Annotated in this window: 21 protein-coding genes and 1 pseudogene; 16 read left to right on the top strand and 6 right to left on the bottom strand. The window is 68.9% G+C overall.

Going from position 1 to position 21726, the window contains the following annotated elements:
* The first annotated feature begins 105 nt into the window (after positions 1-105).
* The 3 genes from ACRXBZ_RS12575 to ACRXBZ_RS12565 are packed head-to-tail and all read left to right on the top strand — an operon-like array spanning position 106 to position 2330.
* Entirely contained in the window at positions 106-435 is a 330-nt protein-coding gene (locus ACRXBZ_RS12575; RefSeq protein WP_433879287.1) for a hypothetical protein, read from the top strand.
* 2 nt (positions 436-437) lie between these two features.
* Positions 438-1007: a DUF3558 domain-containing protein gene (locus ACRXBZ_RS12570; protein WP_433879286.1), complete on the top strand. Its 570-nt coding sequence runs from the start codon at positions 438-440 to the stop codon at positions 1005-1007.
* A 21-nt stretch (positions 1008-1028) separates the two neighbouring features.
* A complete protein-coding gene (locus ACRXBZ_RS12565) occupies positions 1029-2330 on the top strand; it encodes a hypothetical protein (protein ID WP_433879285.1) in 1302 nt (433 codons plus the stop codon).
* 84 nt (positions 2331-2414) lie between these two features.
* Here ACRXBZ_RS12565 and ACRXBZ_RS12560 read toward each other — a convergent pair whose 3' ends face one another.
* Both ACRXBZ_RS12560 and ACRXBZ_RS12555 read right to left on the bottom strand, forming a co-directional pair.
* Entirely contained in the window at positions 2415-2657 is a 243-nt protein-coding gene (locus ACRXBZ_RS12560) for a hypothetical protein (RefSeq protein ID WP_433879284.1), read from the bottom strand.
* Between the two features lie 122 nt (positions 2658-2779).
* Complete coding sequence (locus ACRXBZ_RS12555; RefSeq protein WP_433879283.1) at positions 2780-2911, bottom strand: hypothetical protein; 132 nt, start codon at positions 2909-2911, stop codon at positions 2780-2782.
* Between the two features lie 355 nt (positions 2912-3266).
* Between ACRXBZ_RS12555 and ACRXBZ_RS12550 the strand changes: the two genes are divergently transcribed.
* The 6 genes from ACRXBZ_RS12550 (at position 3267) to mutM (ending at position 7454) form a co-directional block, all read left to right on the top strand.
* Positions 3267-4160 carry a Scr1 family TA system antitoxin-like transcriptional regulator gene (locus ACRXBZ_RS12550; RefSeq protein ID WP_433879282.1) on the top strand — a complete coding sequence of 298 codons (894 nt, stop codon included), beginning with the start codon at positions 3267-3269 and terminating at the stop codon, positions 4158-4160.
* 27 nt (positions 4161-4187) lie between these two features.
* Positions 4188-4388: a DUF397 domain-containing protein gene (locus ACRXBZ_RS12545; protein WP_433879281.1), complete on the top strand. Its 201-nt coding sequence runs from the start codon at positions 4188-4190 to the stop codon at positions 4386-4388.
* 555 nt (positions 4389-4943) lie between these two features.
* On the top strand, positions 4944-5516 hold the full coding sequence (locus ACRXBZ_RS12540) for a YceD family protein (protein WP_433879280.1): 573 nt from the start codon (positions 4944-4946) through the stop codon (positions 5514-5516).
* Positions 5517-5518: 2 nt separating this feature from the next.
* Positions 5519-5701 (top strand): 50S ribosomal protein L32, encoded by a 183-nt coding sequence (rpmF, locus tag ACRXBZ_RS12535; RefSeq protein ID WP_010305807.1) that lies wholly within the window; start codon positions 5519-5521, stop codon positions 5699-5701.
* A gap of 14 nt (positions 5702-5715) precedes the next feature.
* Positions 5716-6465: a ribonuclease III gene (gene rnc / locus ACRXBZ_RS12530; protein WP_433879279.1), complete on the top strand. Its 750-nt coding sequence runs from the start codon at positions 5716-5718 to the stop codon at positions 6463-6465.
* 98 nt (positions 6466-6563) lie between these two features.
* Entirely contained in the window at positions 6564-7454 is an 891-nt protein-coding gene (gene mutM / locus ACRXBZ_RS12525; RefSeq protein WP_433879278.1) for a bifunctional DNA-formamidopyrimidine glycosylase/DNA-(apurinic or apyrimidinic site) lyase, read from the top strand.
* 272 nt (positions 7455-7726) lie between these two features.
* Here mutM and ACRXBZ_RS12520 read toward each other — a convergent pair whose 3' ends face one another.
* Positions 7727-8038 (bottom strand): hypothetical protein, encoded by a 312-nt coding sequence (locus ACRXBZ_RS12520; RefSeq protein WP_433879277.1) that lies wholly within the window; start codon positions 8036-8038, stop codon positions 7727-7729.
* 440 nt (positions 8039-8478) lie between these two features.
* Here ACRXBZ_RS12520 and ACRXBZ_RS12515 point away from each other — a divergent pair, with 440 nt between their 5' ends.
* The 4 genes from ACRXBZ_RS12515 to ACRXBZ_RS12500 all read left to right on the top strand — a co-directional run bounded on the left by ACRXBZ_RS12515 (position 8479) and on the right by ACRXBZ_RS12500 (position 14374).
* The gene (locus tag ACRXBZ_RS12515) at positions 8479-9738 is read left to right on the top strand and encodes a bifunctional glycosyltransferase family 2/GtrA family protein (RefSeq protein WP_433879276.1); all 1260 of its coding nucleotides are present in this window, start codon (positions 8479-8481) and stop codon (positions 9736-9738) included.
* A complete protein-coding gene (locus tag ACRXBZ_RS12510; protein ID WP_433879275.1) occupies positions 9735-12002 on the top strand; it encodes an ArnT family glycosyltransferase in 2268 nt (755 codons plus the stop codon). The genes ACRXBZ_RS12515 and ACRXBZ_RS12510 overlap by 4 nt, the downstream gene beginning before the upstream one ends.
* A gap of 207 nt (positions 12003-12209) precedes the next feature.
* Entirely contained in the window at positions 12210-12926 is a 717-nt protein-coding gene (locus tag ACRXBZ_RS12505) for a response regulator transcription factor (RefSeq protein ID WP_433879274.1), read from the top strand.
* Positions 12923-14374 carry a sensor histidine kinase gene (locus tag ACRXBZ_RS12500; protein WP_433879273.1) on the top strand — a complete coding sequence of 484 codons (1452 nt, stop codon included), beginning with the start codon at positions 12923-12925 and terminating at the stop codon, positions 14372-14374. Before ACRXBZ_RS12505 ends, ACRXBZ_RS12500 begins: the two co-directional genes overlap by 4 nt.
* A gap of 350 nt (positions 14375-14724) precedes the next feature.
* Here ACRXBZ_RS12500 and ACRXBZ_RS12495 read toward each other — a convergent pair whose 3' ends face one another.
* The 3 genes and pseudogenes from ACRXBZ_RS12495 to ACRXBZ_RS12485 all read right to left on the bottom strand — a co-directional run bounded on the left by ACRXBZ_RS12495 (position 14725) and on the right by ACRXBZ_RS12485 (position 17360).
* Positions 14725-15117, bottom strand: coding sequence for a hypothetical protein (locus tag ACRXBZ_RS12495; protein ID WP_433879272.1), 393 nt, complete (start codon positions 15115-15117; stop codon positions 14725-14727).
* Positions 15026-16036, bottom strand: a complete 1011-nt coding sequence (locus ACRXBZ_RS12490) for an IS701 family transposase (RefSeq protein ID WP_433879271.1) — start codon at positions 16034-16036, stop codon at positions 15026-15028. The genes ACRXBZ_RS12495 and ACRXBZ_RS12490 overlap by 92 nt, the downstream gene beginning before the upstream one ends.
* A 214-nt stretch (positions 16037-16250) precedes the next feature.
* A pseudogene (locus ACRXBZ_RS12485) lies at positions 16251-17360 on the bottom strand (asparagine synthetase B family protein).
* A 430-nt stretch (positions 17361-17790) separates the two neighbouring features.
* Between ACRXBZ_RS12485 and kdpF the strand changes: the two are divergent.
* From kdpF to kdpB, 3 genes are read left to right on the top strand one after another with little or no spacing between them, the layout of a single operon-like run.
* Positions 17791-17886 carry a K(+)-transporting ATPase subunit F gene (gene kdpF, locus ACRXBZ_RS12480; protein WP_010305839.1) on the top strand — a complete coding sequence of 32 codons (96 nt, stop codon included), beginning with the start codon at positions 17791-17793 and terminating at the stop codon, positions 17884-17886.
* On the top strand, positions 17886-19547 hold the full coding sequence (gene kdpA, locus ACRXBZ_RS12475; RefSeq protein ID WP_433879270.1) for a potassium-transporting ATPase subunit KdpA: 1662 nt from the start codon (positions 17886-17888) through the stop codon (positions 19545-19547). Before kdpF ends, kdpA begins: the two co-directional genes overlap by 1 nt.
* The gene (gene kdpB / locus ACRXBZ_RS12470) at positions 19544-21613 is read left to right on the top strand and encodes a potassium-transporting ATPase subunit KdpB (protein ID WP_433879269.1); all 2070 of its coding nucleotides are present in this window, start codon (positions 19544-19546) and stop codon (positions 21611-21613) included. Before kdpA ends, kdpB begins: the two co-directional genes overlap by 4 nt.
* Positions 21614-21726: the final 113 nt, after the last annotated feature.

Genomic DNA, 21726 nt, shown 5'->3' with positions numbered 1-21726 from the left:
TTGCGGCGATGTGAGTAGTTCCGCTCAACTTTCGCCACGGGGCCGACGGCCTGTGCCACGATCACGCCCGGGGCTGCTGGAACGACGACAAGGGGAGATCAAGCAGTGAGTGAGTCGGCCAGTGTCCACGGTCGCCCTTCGGTTCGCGTCGACCTCGACCGCGCGCCCGAGCTCCTCGCCGAGCTCGACCGCGTACGGGAGAAGTACGTGGCGGCGCAGTTCGAAGCGACGAGGTTGGCGACCATAATTCCGCCGTTCGGCGATGACGTGACGGTCGAGGTCTTCAAGAAACTCGGGGAACGCGCGCAGGGCGGCGAGGGCAGCCTGTACGACAGCGCCCAGGGCAAGATCGAATGGATCGACGGCTTCAAGGCCGCTGTGCAGAAGGCGCTCGACGAGCACAAGCGCATCGACGACGAGAACCGGATGGCATGACCGTGCACACCACCCGCACCACCTTGATTATCGCAACCAGCGCGATCGCCCTCGGACTGGCAGGCTGCGCAACCCCGGGAACACCAGAACCCACCCCCGGCCAGGAGACCAGCACTGCGGCGAACGACCCGTTCCACATCGCGGAGCCCAAGAACCTGTCCGCTGTCGCTGATGCTTGCCAGCTGCTGAACCAGGACCAGATCGGCCAGCTCAGCGCAGGTCAACCTGTACCCGGGCAATCCGAATGGGGACAAGGGCGCTGCGGATGGAGCAACCAATTGTTCGCCATTGAGCTTGCTCCCGACACGGCGCAGGGGCAGGGAATCAGCTGGATGGCGAAGACCGCGGGAGATAACGGGAAACCGAACGCGAAAGTTAATGGCTACCCGGCGGTCCACTACGGCGAGACTCGTGGTTCGTGCGCAACACTCGTCGGGACCTCGGACACGGAAACGCTCCTGGTCAACTACCAGATCGGTTCCGAGGGGCGCGGGAATCCGGAGTACGAGGATCCGTGCGGGATGGCGGACAAGGTCGCGGGGATGGTGCTGGAAAACCTTCCTCCGGCGTGAGATCGGGATACTGAGGGGATCATGGAACTGTTCGGCTGGTTGTTCGGCACCAGGGAGGTGCCGGGGAAAGCTCAGGCGGCGTTCGACCACCCGAAGATCTACGGGGAAGTCGAGACCGGGCCCGGGGTGGCCGCGGCGTCGCGGGCAGCGGCGAACTGGCGGGAGCGGGTCAGTGCCACGTTCGGCGAGGCCGACGCGGATCTGGACCAGGTGCTGAAGAAGTTCGACGTCGTGATGGAAGGTGCGGCCGGGGACCAGGCCAAGGAAGCGGTGACGCCGCTGGCGCAGGACACTCGGCAGTCCGTTGAGGTCGCCGCGCAGGTCGGGGCCGCGATCGAGCAGCAGGCCCAGGGCTCGGCGGACTTCAAGAATAGGTTTCCGCCGCCGCACCAGGTGCCGCCGGACAACATCGGCTGGACCGACTACGTCAACCCGATCAGCTACGGGACCAAGACCGGCGTGCGGGCCGCGCACGAGGAGATCCACGCCAAGGTCGACACCGAAGCCAGGGAGCAGTACACCTCCTACACGCAGGCCAGCAACGGCCGGGTCAACACGGTGCAGCACTTCGACCCGCCACCGAGGTTCGACGCCGACGTCACCCCGGCGGCCACTACACCGGTGAGTAAGGTCGACCAGCCCACCACCGGCTACACCTCGACCAGCACCACGCCCAGCGGCCAAGCACAGGTGCCGCACGCCTCGACCACCTCGTCGCCTGCAACGCCGTCCCCTGCAGGACATGCCTCGGCGAACCCGGTGGCGCCGACCCCGGCAGCTCCGGCCGGATCCGGTTCGGCGTGGGCAACGCCGCCGTCCGCCGGTGGCGGCCCGCTGCCGGGCACCGCTGCCCTGACTCCTGCACCCGGTGGCGGCGGATTCGGTGCCGCGGTGATCCCGCCCGGCGGCTCGGGAACCGGAACGTCCGCACCCGGCGGCCGCCCCGGCACCGGCGTTGGAACCGGAACGGGCCGGGGCGTCACGCCCGGTCCCGGTGCGGGTATCCGCGGCGGCGGCCCCGGTGCTGGCTCGCTCGGTGGTGGAGGACGGTCCGGCACTGGCGTGCCCGGAGTCGGCAACGCCACGACCGCCGGTGGAACAGCGGCGCGCGGCGGCCCGGGTGGACGTGGACCCGGCGGCGCGGCTGGTGCGGCCGGGTGCGGCCGGGGCCAGGGCGAGGAAGACAAGGAGCACGAGAACAAGTACGTCGAGGAGACGTCCGAGCTGTTCGACGACCTCGGCCTGCCCAAGACCGCGCCGCCGGTGTTCGGCGACTGGGGTAACGAGCTCGGCCTGCCGCCTCGACCGCCGGAGAAGAAGTAGTACCGCACCCTCTACAGCTTCTCCGTGTTGCTGGCCGCGGGATTCTCGGTTCCCCCGCCGAGAATCCCGCGGCCAGTTCTTGTTTCAGCTGGATGACGGCACGATGCGGACGTTCCCGTCGCGCACCTCGCCAGAACACCACGCACACACCGGCCGATCGTCTGGATCAGACTCCTCACCGGCGGGGACGAGTACGCCGCACAACGCGGACACCTTCGTGTCGGCGCGGGGCGCACCGTCGGCGGGTACGAGCAGGACGTGGTTCTGGTAGCCGAACGCGACCCAGCGGCCGGCGGGGGTGTCCTCGGCGGACTGATCTTCTGGCACAACACACTCCTGTGGGTACGAAGAGGCAACGTGGTTGCGGGCGGGAGATGCCCCGAGGGACAAGGCATCTCCCGCCCGCCCGGTCCGGGTGCCGGTCGGGGGTCACGGCACCCGGACCGGAGCTACAGGCGCCGCAGCCCGTCCAGCACGCACCGCAGCACGTCGTCCGGCCAACCACCAGCCGGCCTTTTCTCGGCGCTCGCATGCCGCGCACCATCAGCCGGAACCCAACTGAACGGATGTGGTCTGTACATCGGGCCTCCTTCGAAGGTGCGGGGCCGGCGCCGAACCGTGCTCGCCACCGGCCCCGCGGGGGCCGCCGCGCGCCGCCGCAGGTGCAAGTCGGCGGGACGGAGCGGCGGGCCTGGGGTGGCCGGAGTTCCCCCAGGAGAGATCCAGGGGTGGAACTCCTCCCCGCCGCTTAGCCCTGTGAGAGACCGCGACGGGGAGGGCCCGCTGGCTGCCACGAGCCATCTACTCAGGCAACCAACAAAAGACAAGCTACCAATGAAATTTCCTGAGGCTATTGCTCCGATCGTGTGCTGTTCAGGAATGTGGCTCGGTAGGGCAGACTGAGCAGCGTTTCAGCGAGGCAGGAGAGAGGTCGTCATGGCAGAGGATCACGGCAACGAACAGGACCTCGTCCTGGATGAAGACGCTGGGCCGAACCTGCGGCGGCGACACCTCGGCCGGGTGCTCCGCGAGATCCGACAGAGCCAGGGCAAGTCTCTGAAGGAAGCCGCGACCTGGTCCGGGCTGCGTGAGGGCACGATCAGCAAGATGGAGAACGGCAAGCAGGCGATCATGCCGCGCAACGTGCGCCTGCTCTGCCAGTTCTACGACGTCGGCTCACCGCGTGCTGACCTGCTCGTTCGCCTCGCGGATGAGGCGAACCAGCGAGGCTGGTGGGACTTCTACTCCGACACGATGCCCGAGTGGTTCGAGCAGTTCGTCGGCCTCGAAAGCGACGCGACCGAGCTGTGGAACTACAACCCCTCGGTCGTCGACGGCCTGCTCCAGACGTCGGACTACGCCGAAGCTCTGATCGAAGCCAGCCTGCCGCAGTCCACCGACGCAGACTTGCGCCGCTCGGTCGAACTCCGCGCCGCCCGCCAGAGCCGCCTCAACCGCGACTCCCACCCGACGCACCTTCACGTCATGCTCGACGAGGCAGTGCTCCACCGCGTGGTCGGAAGCACCAACGTCATGCGCGACCAGCTCGAACGCCTCGCCGAGGCTGCCTCGCGGCCGAACATCACCATCCAGATCATGCCCTTCCGTGCTGGAGCCCACCCAGCGATGAAGGGCCCGTTCTCGCTGCTCCGGTTCCCGGAAACGCTCGACATGGACGCCGTTTACCTGGAGAACGAACGCGGTGCGATCTGGCTGGAGCGTCCCGCCGACATCACGCACTACACCACCGTGTTCAAGTCCATGCGGCAGCAGGCGCTCTCACCGGAAGAGACCCACGATCAGGTGGTTAACCTGGCGAAGTCCCTGTGAGAGACCCCTGCAAGGGAGAACTGCACGATGTACGAACTCGGGGGTGCTGTCTGGCGAAAATCGTCGCGCAGCGCCGGCAGCGGTCAGTGCGTCGAGGTCGCAATAAACCTCGCCGACGTGGCTGCGGTGCGGGACTCGAAGAACCCACGCGAAGCCGCCCTGATCTTCACCAAGACGGACTTCGCCAAGTTCCTCACCAACATCAAATTCGGCAAGTTCGACAACTGATCCGCAATACGGTTGCAGGCCCCGCTGGCAACAGCACAGCGGGACCTGCACCGCTACGAACTACCTTCCCAACTCCGGTCGATCAACTCGGGTAGACCGAGCCCGCACGGTGTGCGGCAACTGCACCTCGAGGTAGCGGCAGGCCCCGAACCTGTTCCGCATCGGGTGGTCACGCTCCCCGCCGGTCACCTCAGCACGGTCTCCAGCGGCCGGTTGCTGTTCTCTGAACGATGGCCAAGCACCGCGGGCCCCGATCCAACTGGACCCGGGGCCCGCGGCTTTGGGCGGCGTGTCCCACATCTGTCCCACGTGGCTCGTTCCGTCCCAGGTAGAAGCCCTGCCGGGCCGTTCGGCTACGAGGAGTGGAACGCCGGCTACAGCGCCGGCGCCAACTGATCTTTTCCCGTCCTCCGCAGCGGATTCGCCGCGGAGGGGCTGGTGTCGCGGTCGGAGGGCTGTCGCGTACCCTGGGAAAGCTGGCTGGGGATGATGCGCAGCTGTTCATCCGCCGATGCCGCACCACCTGCCCTGTTGAATTGACCACCGAAACTTGTGATGTCTCAGAACCATGCAGCGCGCACCGCGCACGTCGGCCCTTGGGTGATCGACACCCGGGAGATCGGCCACCGGGCCGGCAGCAGCCGCGCCTACACGCGCAGTGCCCCGGCACCGGCCGGGTTCGGGCTGGAGATGATCAAGGTGCCCGAGGGCGAGCCGGTAGAGCTCGACCTGCTGGCCGAGTCGGTGGTGGAGGGCGTGCTGGTGTCGGGCATCGCCGCGGCCACCTTGGCCGGCGAGTGCGTCCGTTGCCTGGACCCGATCTCCGACGAGGTCGAGGTGGAGGTGCGGGAGCTGTTCGCCTACCCGAACAGCGCCACGGACGTCAGCACCGATGACGACGAGGTGGAGCGGGTCGTGGACGACCTGATCGACCTCGAACCGGTGGCGCGGGACGCGATGTTGCTGTCGCTGCCTTCGGCGCCGTTGTGCTCGCCGGACTGCCCGGGGCTGTGCTCCGGGTGCGGCGTGAAGTGGGCCGATCTCGCCCCCGATCACACGCATGAGACCATTGATCCTCGCTGGGCCGCACTGCAAGAGCGGCTCGGCGGGACCGAGGAGGAGAAGTAGTCGTGGCCGTCCCGAAGCGCAAGATGTCCCGGGCCAACACCCGTCACCGCCGGTCGCAGTGGAAGACCTCGGCGCCGACGTTGGTGCAGTGCTCCAACCGCGCCTGCCGTGAGCAGAAGCTGCCGCACGTGGTCTGCCCGGCCTGCGGCCAGTACGACGGCCGCCAGGTCGTCCAGCCCGCCTGATCGGCGGCCGCGTAGTGGGGGGAAAGCAGTCGCGGACCCGCAAGGTCGATCGGGCTCCGCTGTTGGCGGCGCTCGGCGTCGAGCTCGACGCCGAGCTGCTCACCCTTGCCCTCACCCACCGCTCGTACGCCTACGAGAACGGCGGTCTGCCGCCGAACGAGCGGCTGGAGTTCCTCGGGGACGCGGTGCTCGGCCTGGTGATCACCGATCACCTGTACACCGAGCACCCGGACCTGCCCGAGGGGCAGCTCGCGAAGCTCCGCGCCAGCGTGGTCAACATGCATGCGCTGGCCGGCGTCGCCCGCGGGCTCGGTGAGGGCGGTCTGGGCGAGTACCTGCTGCTGGGCAGGGGCGAGGAGCTCACGGGGGGCCGGGACAAGGCGAGCATCCTCGCGGACGGTCTGGAAGCCGTGCTCGGCGCGGTTTACCTGGCGAAGGGCATCGGCGTCGCCCGCGATGTGGTCCACCGGCTGTTCCAGCCGCTGCTGGCCGAGGCGCCGCAGCGCGGTGCCGGGCTGGACTGGAAGACGAGCCTGCAGGAGCTGACCGCGTCGACCGGGCTCGGCGTGCCCGAGTACCGGGTCGAGGAGCAGGGGCCGGACCACCGCAAAGAGTTCAGCGCCTACGTGGCGGTCGGCGGTCTGACCTACGGTCGCGGCGACGGCCGCACCAAGAAGGAAGCCGAGCAGAAGGCCGCCGAGGCGGCCTGGCGGCAGCTCTCCGAGCGGCAGACCACCGAAGACGCCGAGACACCCTCCGCGTAGCGCCGCCCGAGATCGTTGGCACCTCGTGCGAGACGGCGCCTGCCGGGAAGGCGGGGGCCGCGCGCCGGGGTTCGGCGCGGGTGGTCGAAGATGTTTTCGTGCCTGAGTTGCCTGAGGTCGAGGTCGTCCGGCGGGGTGTCGCCGAGCATGCGGTCGGCCGGACGTTGTCCAGCGTCGAGGTCCGGCATCCGCGCGCGGTGCGTCGGCACGTGCCCGGTCCGGATGATTTCGCAGGTCGGCTCGCCGGGCGTCGCCTGAGCGCGGCGCGGCGGCGCGGCAAGTACCTATGGCTGGAGCTCGGTGACGAGGCGGGTTCGCCCGATTCCGGCGGTGAAGCGCTGGTGGTGCACCTGGGGATGAGCGGCCAGCTGCTCGTGCAGCCCGGCGACGCCCAGGACGAGCAGCACCTGCGGGTGCGGTTGCGGTTCGCCGACGGCGGGCCGGAGCTGCGGTTCGTCGACCAGCGCACCTTCGGCGGCCTGCACCTGGCCGATCTGGTCGAGGTGGACGGGATCGCGTTGCCGAAGCCGGTGGCGCACATCGGGCCCGACCCGCTGGAGCAGGTCTTCGACGTGGACGCGGTGGCCGCCCGGTTGCGGTCGCGGCGCACCGGGATCAAGCGGGCCTTGCTCGACCAGAGCCTGGTTTCCGGGGTCGGCAACATCTACGCGGACGAGGCGCTCTGGCGGGCCAAGCTGCACTGGGCGCGGCCCACGGCCACCTTGACGCGTCCCAAGATCCGCGAGCTGTTCAGTGCCGTCACCGACGTCATGCAGGAGGCGTTGCAGGTCGGCGGCACCTCGTTCGACGCCTTGTACGTCAACGTGAACGGCGAGTCCGGTTACTTCGACCGCTCGTTGGCGGTGTACGGGCAGGCGGGGTGCCCGTGTCCGCGGTGCGGGGCCTCGGTGCGGCGCGACGCGTTCATGAACCGCTCTTCCTACACCTGCCCGGTGTGCCAGCCGAAGCCCCGCAACGCCCACCTCTGAGCTGAGAGCCTGACTCGTGGATGGTCTGGGTGGGTGGTCGCTTAGCGGAACCTGAGAGAGGTTCCCTGGACTGCGGGTGCCCCTCCTGATGTATGTCCAATACGCGGCGGAGGGGCCGTCCTCGCCAGAAACCCTCTCAGAACCCGCCGATGGTCGTCTTGACAAGGTGAATCCAAGCGGCTGCGCCGCTTCCAAAGGCGCGGACGGCATTCGCCGACAGGCTCTGAGCACGTGGAACCGCGCTGTTCCACCCCGCCGCCAGCTCGCGGAGCTCAACTGGCGCGGGTTGGGGACTGGCAGTCGTAGAGGTGGGTTTTCGCGTCGGCGTCGCCGCCGTACTCCGCCGGCGCGACGACGGTACAGTGGTTCGCCACCCAGGCCATCGAGTCGTCGACGACCTTGGTGTGCGACGTCGCGCCGCAGCCCGGGCCGCCGATTGTGAGCCCAGGTCCTTCCGGCATCCCGCCGCCTGGAGTCGCGGCGAGACCGGGCATTGCGCCGGAGACGTGCATCCCGCCACCGCCTCCCATGCCCGGCGACATAATCCGGTCCTGGCCCTCGATGCGGCCGAAGCCGTTGTACACCGAAGAAGAACGCGTGCCAGCTTTGGCTCATGCCGAGCACCGCCGCCGAGTAGTAGGTGTTGGCCCACTCGTTGATCGACAACGACCAGGTGCCGAGGAACGCCGACAAGGCGAGCACCGCCCAAAGGGCCGGCCGGGCCCACCCCGGGTCATCTCGTGGCCCGAGGAACAGGCGCGGCAGGAGCCGGCGTTCGGTTGTCATCGCGATTTCCTCTCACACGGCCGGTTCGCCGAACGTGCCCGACTTTGGCCCGCGCGCCTGGGAAAACCGTGGGAAATCCCCGAGAACATCGTGATCCGCTCCGAGCTCTGCTCGGCTGAACTGCGAAAACGCGCGGAGGCGGACGACTCCCAGGTAATTCCCAGCTGGCGCCCACGGCCCTCGCACCTCGCCCCGGCTTGATGGACACCGCAACAGGCCGGAAGTGAGGTGGTGGGAGATGAGTGCCGTGCCGCAGCTCGGTGTCGCCGCGCAAGCACGCCGCGCGGCAAGCCGAACCGCGACGGTCGATGTGGTGATCCCGGTTCACAACGAGGAACGTTCGCTGCCCGGATGCCTGGAGGTGCTCGGTAAGCACCTCGCCGAAGGCTTCCCCTTCTCGTGGACCATCACGGTGGTCGACAACGCGAGCACGGACGGCACGCCGGGAGTCGCCCACGAGCTGGCCGGTGCGATGGACAACGTTCGGGTGCTGCACCTGGACCGAAAAGGTCGCGGGCTGGCGCTGCGCACCGCGTGGGGTTACAGCGACGCGGACGTCGTGGTGTACATGGACGTCGACCTGTCGACCGGTCTGAACGCGCTGCTCCCGCTGGTCGCCCCGCTGGTCAACGGGCATTCGGATCTGGCCATCGGTTCCCGGCTGGCGACCGGCGCCCGCACGGTGCGCGGCCGCAAGCGGGAGCTGATCTCCCGCTGCTACAACAAGTTGATCCGCTGGACTCACGGTGCCCGGTTCACCGACGCGCAGTGCGGTTTCAAGGCAGCGCGCACGGATGTGGTGAAGCCGCTGCTGAAGCACGTGCAGGACGATTCGTGGTTCTTCGACACCGAACTGCTGCTGCTGGCCGAGCACAACGGCCTGCGGGTGCACGAGGTCCCGGTGGACTGGGTCGAAGACGTCGACACCCGGGTCAATGTGGTCAAGACCGCCACCGACGACATCGCAGGCCTGATCCGGGTGGCGCGCGCCAAGATCACCGGAGCGGCGAAGGTCCCGGGGCTGCCGCAGCGGCCCGCGCCGCGAGCCGTACACCCTCAGGCAGTGCTGGCGAAGCGGGAGAACGGCCTGCTGTGGCAGCTGGTTTCGTTCGGCGTGATCGGGCTGGTATCCACAGTGATCACCTCGGTGCTGTACGCCGTCCTGCGCTCGTGGTGGCCGCTGCTGCTGGCGAACCTGGTGGCGTTGACCGTCACCACGTTGTGGAACACCGAAGCCAACCGCCGGTTCACCTTCCTGAACCAGTCCAGTTCCTCCGGGCGGGTGCACCTGCAGGGGCTGGTCGTGTTCGCTCTCTACTACGTGGTCACCTCCGGTGCGCTGCTCGGATTGCACGCCTGGCGGCCGGATCCGTCGCGGTGGCTTGAAGTTCTCGTGCTCGTGGTGTCTTCGGTGGTCGGGACGGGGCTGCGGTTCGTGCTGCTCAGGTCCTGGGTGTTCCGGCCCGAGGCGCCGTCCAAGGAAGAGGAAGAGGGATGACGTCGGTTGATACGACGACCCGGCACCACCGGGTCGAGGAGGCGGAGCCGCGTCGCGGGACGGCGCCGTGGCAATGGCTTTCGCTCGCGGCGATCTGCGTGCTGGCCGGGGTGCTGTACTGCTGGGGAATCGGCGGGTCCTGGGGGAACTCTTACTACTCGGCGGCCGTGAAGTCGATGTCGCAGAGCTTCGAGAACTTCTTCTTCGGCTCCTTCGACCCGGCCGGCGTGGTCACCGTCGACAAGCCGCCGATGGCCCTGTGGGCGCAGGTTCTGTCGGTGAAGGTGTTCGGGTTCAACCAGTTCGCAGTGCTGTTCCCGCAGGTGCTGGCCGGTGTCGCGGCGGTCTTCCTGCTGCACCGCACGGTCCGGCGCTGGGCGGGCGAGCACGCCGCGTTGCTCGCGGCGCTGGTCATGGCGCTGACACCGATCACGGTGATGATCAACCGGGATAACAACCCGGACACGCTGCTCGTGCTGCTGGTCGTCGCGGCGGCTTATGCGATGACGCGGTCCTTCGAATCGCGCAAGGCCACCGGTTGGGTCGCGTTGGCGGCGTTCCTGGTCGGCTGCGGCTTCCTGACCAAGATGCTGCAGGCCTGGATGGTCCTGCCCGCCTTCATCGCGGCCTACCTGGTCGGCCGTCGCGCCGGGTGGGGGCGGCGGTTGCTGGATCTGGGCGTGGCAGCCGTGGTGGTGCTGGTCAGCTCGTTCTGGTGGGTCGCGGCGACCGCGCTATGGCCTTCGCCGAAGCCGTACATCGGCGGCAGCACGGACGGTTCCGCCTGGAATCTGGTGTTCGGCTACAACGGTTTCGCCCGGATCTTCGGCCGTGGCGGCAACGCCGGTCGAAATTTGGGCGGCAGTGGCGGCTTCCAGCCGCCGTCCGGTGGTCCGGGCCGTGGGGGCGGCGGTTTCTCCGGCTCGTCGGGCGTCCTGCGGTTGTTCAACGAGGAGCTCGCCGGACAGATCAGTTGGCTGTTGCCGCTGTGCGCGTTGGTGCTGGTCGCGATGCTGGTCGTCGGGGTCCGGCATTGGCGCGGCGGCCGACCGCTGGACCGCGGGCAGGCGGCGGGCTGGGTGCTCTGGGGCGGTTGGCTGGTGGTCATCGGCCTGATGCTCAGCTTCGCGCAGGGCACCATGCACCCGTACTACACGACGCTGCTCGCGCCCGCGGCCGGCGCCGTGGCGGGGGCCGGGATGGTCCGGTTCTGGCGCTGGTACCGGGAACCGCGGGGCAAGGCGTGGCTGCTGCTTCCGGTCGGTGTCGCGATCACGGTGGCGTGGGCGATGGCCGTCGTCGCGCGTGATCCGAGCTGGCATGCGTGGGCCGGGTATGCGGCCGTGGGGTTGGGCGTCCTCGCGCTGGTCGTGCTGCTGATCGGTCGGCGCGGCAAGGCGGCGCTGGCCAGAACCGGCCTGGTGCTGGGCTTGGCCGCCGCTTTGGTAGTGCCGACGGCGTGGTCGGCGCTCGGCGCGGTCAGCGGCCAGAGCGGCATGGGCGGCGCGAACCCGATGGCCGGCCCGGCGGTGAGCATGCGCGGACCGGGCAACGACATGCGGTTCCCGGGAGCGGTGCCGCCGAACGGTCAGGGCCAGGACGGCGCGCAGCAGCCGCAAAACTCGGTCGAGCGGGGCAGCGCCGAGGAAGGGCCGGTCCTTTTCATGGGCGGCAGGGGCGGTGAATCGCTGACCGAGGAGGAACGGAAGATGCTCGACTACGTCCGGGCCAACGCAGGTGACCTCGACGTGCCGCTGACGGTCGAGGGCGGCTCGATGGCCGCGTCGTCCTACATCATCAACTCGGACCTGAGGGTCGTCGGCATGGGCGGTTTCAGCAGCAGCGACGAGGCTCCGTCGGTGGCCCAGCTGGCGGAGTGGAAGCGGTCCGGTCAGCTCGGCTACGTCCAGCTCGGAGGCATGGGCGGCCCGGGCGGCATGCAGCGCAACGACGGCATGGGCTCCCGGGATGGTATGGGCTCCCGGGAGGGCATGGGCTCCCGGGATGGTATGGGCTCCCGGGAGGGCATGGGCTACCGGGACGGCGTGGGCTACCGGGACGGCGTGGGCGGCGGCGATGCTCAGCCGGGCGGGGACGGTTTCCAGCCGCCCGCGGGTGCACAGCCTCCCGGTGGCATGCCGGGGCGTGGCGGCCAGGTCAGCCAGGAGCGCGACCAGTGGGTGAAGCAGAACTGCACGCTCGTCAACCCGGCCTCCTGGGGCGGTGCGGCGGACACCTCGCTGCAGCTCTACAGCTGCAAGTGAGGCGGCGTGGGTGCGCTCCCAGGCTGCGCACTCACCCGGGACAGCCCCGTGTTCTGCCTGGTCAGGGCCCGTGGTCGCGGTAGCAGCCCAACGTACTCCCGGGCGATCAGCTGCGAAACATCGGCCCGATGCGATGCGCGGCGGTGATCTCCGGGGTGCGAATCCGGCTCCCAGGTTCCCTCCAGCTTTCTCCCAGGGAGGTGGGCGATGCTTGACGGCGTGGCGGATACCAACAGTGCGCGCGTGCTGGTCGTCGACGACGAGCCCAACATCCTGGAGCTGCTCACCGCAGCGCTGCGGCTCAGCGGCTTTGAGGTGCACGGCGCGGGAACCGGCGCCGACGCGCTGCGGGCCGCGGCGGAGTTCCGGCCAGACATCGTGGTGCTCGATGTGATGCTGCCGGACCGGGACGGGTTCTCGGTCGCCTCCGCGCTGCGGGCCAACGGCAACGCCGTGCCGGTGCTGTTCCTGACCGCGCGCGACGCCGTCGAGGACCGCATCGCCGGTCTGACCGCCGGTGGCGACGACTACGTCACCAAGCCGTTCAGCCTCGACGAGGTGGTGCTGCGGCTGCGCGCGATCCTGCGCCGGGTGCAGCCCGCGCAGGTCAACGACTCGCGGCTGCGCTACCACGACCTCGAACTGGACGAGGAGACCTACGAGGTCCGCCGGGCGGGACGGCTGGTGAGCCTGTCGCCGACCGAGTTCAAGCTGCTGCGCTACCTGTTGATCAACGCCGAGAAGGTGGTCAGCAAGGTCCAGATCCTGGACCGGGTGTGGAACTACGAGTTCGGCGGGGACAGCCGGATCGTCGAGTCCTACATCAGCTACCTGCGGCGCAAGGTCGACTCCGTGTCCCCGTCGCTGATCCACACCATCCGCGGCGTGGGTTACGTGCTGCGCTTGCCTCCGGAGCGGCGATGACGGTCGTGTTCCGGACGCTGCGCGGGCGGCTGGTGCTAGTGCTGGTCGGGGCGCTGGTGATCGGCCTGTTCCTGGTGGGCGTGACCAGCACCGCACTGCTGAGCCGGTCGTTGCTGGAGCGCACCGACGACCGGTTGGCGGAGCTGTCCGGGCCGTGGGAGCGCGGGTTCCGGCCGCCGCCGGAACCGCCCAGGGGCGGGCTGGCCGAAAGCCCCGGGCGAGGCGACCTGCCCACCGAATTCCGGGTGCTGATTTTCGACTCGGCCGGCGCGCAGGTCGGCGGGGTACTCGGGCAGACCTCGGGCGATCTTGGCGGGCCGGTGCTGCGGACCCCGGAGCGGGGCCCGCAGACCAAGACGGTGCCCGACCAGACCGGCGGCGCGGCCTGGCGGGTGCGCGAGGTCACGCTGCCCGACGGGCGGCATGCCGTGCTCGCGCTGTCGCTCGCCAACGTCGATGCGACGGTGCGCCAGCTGATCGTCATCGAACTGGTGGTCGCAGGTGGTGTGCTGCTCGTGCTGGCTGTGGCGGCGGCCCTGACGGTGCGGCTCAGCCTGCGGCCGCTGAACCGGATCGAGCAAACCGCCGATGCCATCGCGGCCGGGCAACTCGATCGACGTGTGCCGGATCAGGACCCGCGCACCGAGACCGGGCGGCTCGGCGCGGCCCTGAACACGATGCTCGGGCGGCTGGTGGACGCGTTGCAGCAGCGCGAGCAATCAGAGCTCCGGCTGCGGCGGTTCGTCGCGGACGCCGGGCACGAGCTGCGCACGCCGTTGACGTCGATCCGGGGGTTCGCGGAGCTGTACCGCCGCAGCGAACAGCACGGTCCGGAGGACGTGCGGATGATGATGCGGCGCATCGAGTCCGAGGCGGTGCGCATGGGCGGCCTGGTCGACGACCTGTTGCTACTGGCCAGGTTGGACCGGGAACGCACCATCGACCTGGTCGACCTGGGCCTGGCTCCGCTGGTGCAGGACGTGGTGCACGACGGGCGGGCGCGCGACCCCGAGCGGGAGATCGTGCTGCGGGAACCGGAAAAGCCGCTGCGGGTGCTCGGCGACAGCCCCCGCCTCCGCCAGGTCCTGACGAACCTGGTGAACAATGCCCTGATGCACACCCCGCCGGGCTCGCGGATCACCGTCGAGGTCGCGCGGGGTTCGGCCGGCGGAGGAGCCCTCGCCGCGGCGGGCGCGGAGCTGCCCGCGGGCACACCGGTGGCGATCGTCTCGGTCGCCGACACCGGCCCGGGCATCCCACGGGAGCACGCGCCGCGGATCTTCGACCGCTTCTACCGGGTCGACGACGGCCGCCACCGCGAGGCCGGCGGAACGGGCCTCGGCCTGGCGATCACGACGGCGATCGCCGAGGCGCACAACGGCCGGGTGGAACTGCACGCCAACGCCGAAGGAGGCAGCACTTTCCGCCTCCTCCTACCCCTGACCTAATCCACCCACCCGAATCCGACGCAACACCCCAAATCCGACGCACCTCCCGCGACCTGCCGAACTTCCCGCGATCTGGCGTGACATCCGGAATCTGACGTGACATTCCGGATCGGGATCCGACGCGACACCCGCGATCTGGCGCGACATCCGCGATCTGGCGCGACATCCGCGATCTGGCGCGACATCCGCGATCTGGCGCGACATCCGCGATCTGGCGCGACACCCGGAATCTGTCGTGACATTCCGGATCCGGTTGTGTGCCCGGGGTCCGAACGAGTTGTCCCGTATCGCGAAACCCCGATTCCGTGTCCGCAATTTCAATGGAAATCGGACCTCCTGAGGTTTCGCGGTTATGCGGCGGTGGGGGTGCTGGTCGGGGGACTGGTCGGGTTTTGATCAGGTGTGTTGTGACCTGCGCTGATCGTTGTTATTCGGGCTCGGCGGAAGGCGATGAGCATGTCGTCGATGCTGATGTGGGTCTTGCGGCGGTACCAGGGTCGGCCGGCGTGGGCGATGGCCAGGTCGGTCACGGCGTTGCCGTGCTGGGCGTACCAGAGGATAAGGATGGTCAGGCCCAGCATGGTGAAGGGCACGCTGCGCTGCACGGCGGCGGGTACCCGGTTGGCGGTCTCACCGGTGCCGAGGAGGGTTTTACAGTCCTTGATCGTTTGCTCGATCGACCAGCGGTCGGCGTAGCGGGCGATGAGGGCTTCGCCGGTGGCGGTGGTGTCGGTGGAGACCACAGCGATGTCGTAGGGCTTGGTGGAGTCGGGGGTTTTGACCAGCACCACGACCACCGGGGTGGTGTACAGCGATCCCCACCACAGACACGGGATCACCGCGATCAGCACGGTGTCGGTACTGCCGTAGCGGCGCACCCGGGTGCGCCGCCAGGTGGCGGTAGCGGCCAGGTCCGCGGGGGGTACCCAGCCGGTCGCCTTTGAGCCGGGGGCGCCCGCGCCGGCCGGTGCGCGGCGGGCGCGGGCCGTACAGCACGGCGTTGGAGGCCAGGCGGGTGGTGAAGGTGACCTTGGCCGGGAACGGGGTGCGCCAGGCCGGGCCACGGTAGGCGGCATCGACGACGACGTCGATCTGGCGTCCGGGAAACGCTGCCGCCACAAGCCCTACCAGTTCCCGCGCGAGATCGGGTTTGGAGATCCCGGACTTGTTCTTGGGGATGTACAAGCGAAACAGCACCGGCAGGCACACCTGGCGTGCCATGAACGGCAGTGTCACGATCAGCCCGGCGACCACGAAACAGTTACCGCGGCCGATACCGTCACGGCCTTTGGCCGAGCCGTCGTGCTGCCAGAACACCCCGTGGGTCTTGGAACCGTAGCGGTGGAACAGTGTGTCGTCGATGCCGACCCGCAACGGCCGGCCGTCATCGACGAGACGGGCCACCACCAGCCGGGCCAGCGCCAGCCCCAGGGCGTCCGGACTCCAGCGGGCATCGGAGAAAAACCGGTGCGCCCGCGCGTGATGCGACACCCCCGCCAGCCCCGCCGCGCCCCACATCCCGGTCACCGTCCGCGGGCCCGTGGCCGCCAAAAGCCCCGTCACCAGCTGCGTGAACGTGATGAACGTCGGCGCGGTGAACACCAACCGCACCCCCTCCAGCACAGACAGTAAGGACGCGAGTACGGTTCCAGCAGGAAGCATCGGCGAATCTCCCCATCAGCGGGCGGTTAGTAGCACGCCGATGCTTCCGCTATCTCCGGCCCCGCCACCCCCACCCGACACCAAGATCAACCGATCGTGTCACCACCAAAACTGCGAAACCTCAGGACCTCCGATGTCCATTGAAATTGCGTCCTTCCGGGGCTCGGTCCCTTCTTCTGGGAGCGGGCAACGGGGTTTCGGCGGGGTTTCGGCGTCAGAGCTTGACCGTGGGGTGGTGGATGTCGAACCAGGTCGACAGGTCGAGCGCCTGTTCGAAGGTGAAGCGGGCCTCCTGGTCGATCCCGGTCGGGTCCTGCGCCAGCGCCTCGCGCAGCCACTTCTCGTCGAGCAGCGACAGCGCCGGGTCGCCCGCCGCGACCAGGCCCGCGACCTGCCGCTGCAGCACCGCCGCGTACTTCGGGTCCTGCGTGGACGGGTACGGGCTCTTCACCCGCTCCACCACGGATTTCGGCAGGGTGTCGGCGGTGGCGTGGCGCAGCAGGCTCTTCTCCCGCCCGTCGAAGGTCTTCAGCGACCACGGCGTGTTGTAGACGTACTCGACGAGCCGCGAAGCTGCGCACCTGCTCGCCACTCCGTGCCAGCTGGAGCCCGGCGAGCGCGGTGATGGTGCTGGAGTCCAGGCCGCCGGATAGCAGCACGCAGCGTGGCACGTCGGAGATCAGCTGCCGCCTGACGATGTCGTCCAGTGCGCTACCGAGGTCTCCTGATCGTCGGTGTGCGCGACGGCCTGCAGCCGCCAGTAGGTGTGCTCGCGCAGGCCCTTGCGGTCGACGGTGACGATGGTGCCGGGCTCGACCTCGCGCATGCCGGACCACATCGCCTGCCGCGGCGTCTTGACCATCACGAACAGCTCCCGCAGCCCGTCGGCGTCGACGGCCTTCTCGGCCAGCGGGTTCGCCAGGATCGCCTTCGGCTCGGAGCCGAACAGCACGCCTTGCTCAGTCGGGTAGTAGTACAGCGGCTTGATGCCCATCCGGTCGCGGATCAGCAGCAGCTGCTCGGTGCGGGTGTCCCAGACGGCGAAGGCGAACATGCCGTTGAGGTGTTCGGCGACCTGCGCGCCCCATTCCAGGTAGCCGTGCAGCACGACCTCGGTGTCGCTGTCGGTGTCGAAGTGGTGGCCTCGGCGCCGCAGTTCGTCGCGCAGCTCGGTGAAGTTGTACGCCTCGCCGCTGTAGACGATCGCGACCTCGCCGTCTGGGGTTGCGGCCTCCATCGGCTGCGCCCTGCCGGGCAGGTCGATGGTGGGCTGCTCGCGGGTCAGGTCGCGCTGGAAGTCGATCCAGCCGGAGATGCCGCACATGTCGGTGTTCTCCTTCGTGTTGGTGGATCTCGCGTGGGGACGCAGCTGCCGGGTTCGGGTGCTTTGCGCCACAAGCGTCTTCATTAGCAATGTTAACGAGAGAGTTGCATTGATGAAATCAACTCACGGAGCGAAGTCGCCCACGTACAAACCGTGCGGAACCACGAAACCACCCGAAAACGACGGCGGCCAGTTCACTCGATCGGGCGCATCAAGAACGCATCAATGCTCGCGGAGCAGGCGTCAAGGAGCCGTCATGGGCCTTGGCCGCGCCCGTTACGGGGGATTTCGCTGGATCCAGGCGGCCACCACGAGCCGGTGGCCCGAATTCGAGTGAGGAGTGCGCAGCGGTGGCTGATCTCGCCTTCGCCGTGTTGCTGATCGGCGGGTTCCTCGTACTTGCGTTGACCCTCCGCGGTTTGGAGCGCTTGTGAGCACTGTGCTTGCCAACGTCGCTGGGGGCGTGTTGGCGCTGCTTTTGATCGGTTACCTGTTCGTCGCACTTATCCGGCCGGAGAAGTTCTGATGAGTTCCCTGACGGTCGGCCTGGTCCAGGTCGGCCTACTGATCCTGGCCATCGGCGTGGTCTACCGGCCCCTCGGTGACTACCTGGCCCAGGTCTACACCAGCGAGAAGCACTGGCGGGTCGAGAAGGCCGTGTACCGGCTGGTGCGCATCGATGGCGACGCCCAGCAGCGCTGGACCACCTACGCCGCCGGCGTCCTCGGCTTCTCGGTCATGTCCATCGCGCTGCTCTACCTGATGCAGCGGTTGCAGCCGCTGCAGCCGCTGAGCTTCGGCCGCGGCGCGGTCGAACCCGCGATGGCGTTCAACACCGCGGTCAGCTTCGTGACCAACACGAACTGGCAGTCCTACGTGCCGGAGCAGGTCCTCGGACACACCGTGCAGATGGCCGGGCTGACCGTGCAGAACTTCGTCTCGGCGGCCGTCGGCATGGCTGTCGCGATCGCCCTGGTCCGCGGGTTCGCCGCCGCGGGCACCGGCCGCATCGGCAACATCTGGGTGGACATCACCCGCGGTTGCACCCGTGTGCTGCTGCCGATCGCGGTCGTCGCGGCGGTGCTGCTGATCGCGCTCGGCGGGGCGATGAGCCTCGCCTCCGGCATCCACGTCGTCGGCCTGGACGGGCAGGCGCACACGATCGCCACCGCGCCCATCGCCAGCCAGGAGGCCATCAAGGAACTCGGCACCAACGGCGGCGGGGTGGTCAACGCCAACTCGGCGCACCCGTTCTCCAACCCCGGCGGCATCAGCACCCTGCTCCAGATCTTCCTGATCCTGGTGATCCCGCTGGCCCTGACCCGCACCTTCGGCACGATGGTCGGCGACCGCCGCCAGGGCCGGGTGCTGCTGTCGGTGATGGTTGCCATCATGACCGTGATGACCGCGGCCGTCTGGTGGGCCGAGAGCCACCCGAACGGCCCGGCCACGCTGGCCGCCGGCGGTGCGCTGGAAGGCAAGGAGGCCCGCTTCGGCCTGTTCCTGTCCGGGCTGTTCGCGGTTGCCACGACTGGAACATCCACCGGTGCCGTCAACGCGATGCACGACAGCTTCACCGGGCTCGGGGGTCTGGTGCCGCTGCTGAACATGCTGCTCGGCGAGGTCGCGCCCGGCGGTGTCGGCGCGGGCCTGTACGGGATCCTCGTGCTGGCCGTGATCGCGGTGTTCCTGGCCGGTCTGATGGTCGGGCGGACGCCGGAGTACCTGGGCAAGAAGCTCGGGCGGCGGGAGGTCACCGCGGCGGCGATCTCGATCCTCGTGATGCCCACGATGGTTCTGCTCGGTGCCGGTACCGCGCTCGCGCTGCCGTCCACTGACGACGCCCTGAACAACATCGGCGCGCACGGGCTGTCGGAGGTCCTCTACGCCTTCGCCTCGGCGGGCAACAACAACGGCAGCGCCTTCGCCGGGCTCACCGTGACCAGCGACTTCTTCCAGATCACGCTCGGTCTCGCGATGCTCTTCGGCCGGTTCGTGCCGATCCTCGCGGTGCTGATGCTCGCCGGCGCGGTGGCCCAGCAGCAGCGGGTGCCCGCCACCGCAGGCACGCTGCCCACCACCGGCCCGCTGTTCGCCGGGTTGCTCGGCGGCACCGTCGTCCTCGTCGCGGCGCTGACCTTTCTCCCGGTGCTCGCCCTCGGTCCGATCGCGGAGGCCCTCGCATGACCACCATCCTCGAGAAACCCCAGCAGGCCCAAGCGGAAACCGGCCCGCGGAAGATGTCCGCGGGCGCGTTCAGCCCGCGCCAGCTGTGGACGTCGCTGCCGGAAGCGCTGCGCAAGCTCAACCCGAAACACCAGCTGGCCAACCCGGTCATGTTCGTGGTGTGGGCGGGCTCGGTGCTGACCACCGTGCTGGCCGTGACCGAACCGGACGTGTTCAGCATCGCGGTGGCCGGCTGGCTGTGGTTCACCGTGCTGTTCGCCAACCTCGCCGAAGCGGTCGCCGAAGGCCGCGGGCGGGCGCAAGCGGAATCGTTGCGCCGCACCAAGACCGAAGCCGTCGCGCGGCGGCTGGTCGACGGCGTCGAGGAGCGGGTACCGGGCACGGCTCTGCGCATCGGCGACCGCGTCGTGGTCGAGGCCGGCGAGGTCATTCCCGGCGACGGCGACGTGGTGGAAGGCATCGCGACCGTCGACGAGTCGGCGATCACCGGGGAATCCGCCCCGGTGATCCGGGAGTCCGGCGGCGACCGCTCGGCGGTCACGGCGGGCACCACGGTGCTGTCCGACCGGATCGTCGTGCAGATCACCACAAAACCCGGCGAAACCTTCGTCGACCGGATGATCGCGCTGGTCGAGGGCGCGCAGCGGCAGAAGACGCCGAACGAGATCGCGCTGACGATCCTGTTGTCCACGCTGACGATCATCTTCCTGCTCGCGGTGGTCGCGCTGCAGCCGATGGCCGGCTACTCCGGCTCGCTGCTGTCGGTGATCACGTTGACCGCGCTGCTGGTCTGCCTGATCCCGACCACGATCGGGGCGTTGCTGTCGGCGATCGGCATCGCGGGCATGGACCGGTTGGTGCAGCGCAACGTGCTCGCCAAGTCCGGTCGCGCCGTAGAAGCCGCCGGGGACGTGGACACGCTGCTGCTGGACAAGACCGGCACCATCACCTTCGGGAACCGGCGCTGCACCGAGCTGCTGCCCGTCGGCGGCGTGACGCTCGGCGAGCTGGCCGAGGTGGCCCGGCTTTCCAGCCTCGCCGACCAGACCCCCGAAGGCACCAGCATCGTGGCCTACTGCGCCGAGCAGTACGGGCTTCCGGCGAAGCCGCAGGGCCCGGAACTGCACGCCGAAGAGGTCGCCTTCACCGCGCAGACCCGGATGAGCGGCATCGACATCGACGGCCGCGAGATCCGCAAGGGCGCCACCAGCGCGGTGCGCGGGTGGGCCGGCGGCATCTCATCCGAAGTGGAAGAACTGACCGGCCACATCGCCTCGCAGGGCGGCACGCCGCTGGTGGTGGCCGAGCGCAGCGGCGGGATCACCCGTGTGGTCGGCGTGATCCGACTGTCCGATGTGGTCAAACCGGGCATGAAGGAGCGGTTCGCCGAGCTGCGCGCGATGGGCATCCGCACCGTGATGGTCACCGGCGACAACGAGCTCACCGCCAAGGCCATCGCCGCCGAGGCGGGCGTCGACGACTACCTCGCCGAGGCCAAGCCGGAAGACAAGATGGCGCTCATCAAGGCCGAGCAGGAAGGCGGCCGACTGGTCGCGATGACTGGTGACGGCACCAACGACGCGCCCGCGCTCGCGCAGGCCGACGTCGGCGTCGCGATGAACACCGGCACCGCGGCGGCCAAAGAGGCCGGCAACATGGTCGACCTCGACTCCGACCCGACGAAGCTGATCGAGATCGTCGAGATCGGCAAGCAGCTGCTGATCACCCGCGGCGCGCTGACCACCTTCAGCATCGCCAACGACCTGGCCAAGTACTTCGCGATCCTGCCCGCGATGTTCGTGGCGATCTACCCGCAGCTGGACGCGCTGAACATCATGCGGCTGGCCACCCCGACCTCGGCGATCCTGTCCGCGGTGATCTTCAACGCCCTGATCATCATCGCGCTGATCCCGCTGGCGCTGCGCGGGGTCCGCTACCGGCCGACCTCGGCGAGCGCGCTGCTGCGCCGGAACCTGCTGGTCTACGGCCTCGGCGGCATCGTCACGCCGTTCCTCGGCATCTGGCTGACCGACCTGGTCATCCGCTTCATCCCGGGCATCGGCTGAGGAGGTCCCAGACGTGCCGAGATCCCGTTGGTCCGCAATTTCAATGGAAGTTGCGGATCTCCGGCGTGTCGGACCACGACACGCCGAAGGCTGTGGACAACTTCCGCAATTTC

The sequence above is a fragment of the Saccharopolyspora hattusasensis genome (assembly GCF_050972075.1).
Taxonomy (GTDB): domain Bacteria; phylum Actinomycetota; class Actinomycetes; order Mycobacteriales; family Pseudonocardiaceae; genus Saccharopolyspora; species Saccharopolyspora hattusasensis.
This window is presented reverse-complemented; position numbering and strand designations above follow the sequence as displayed.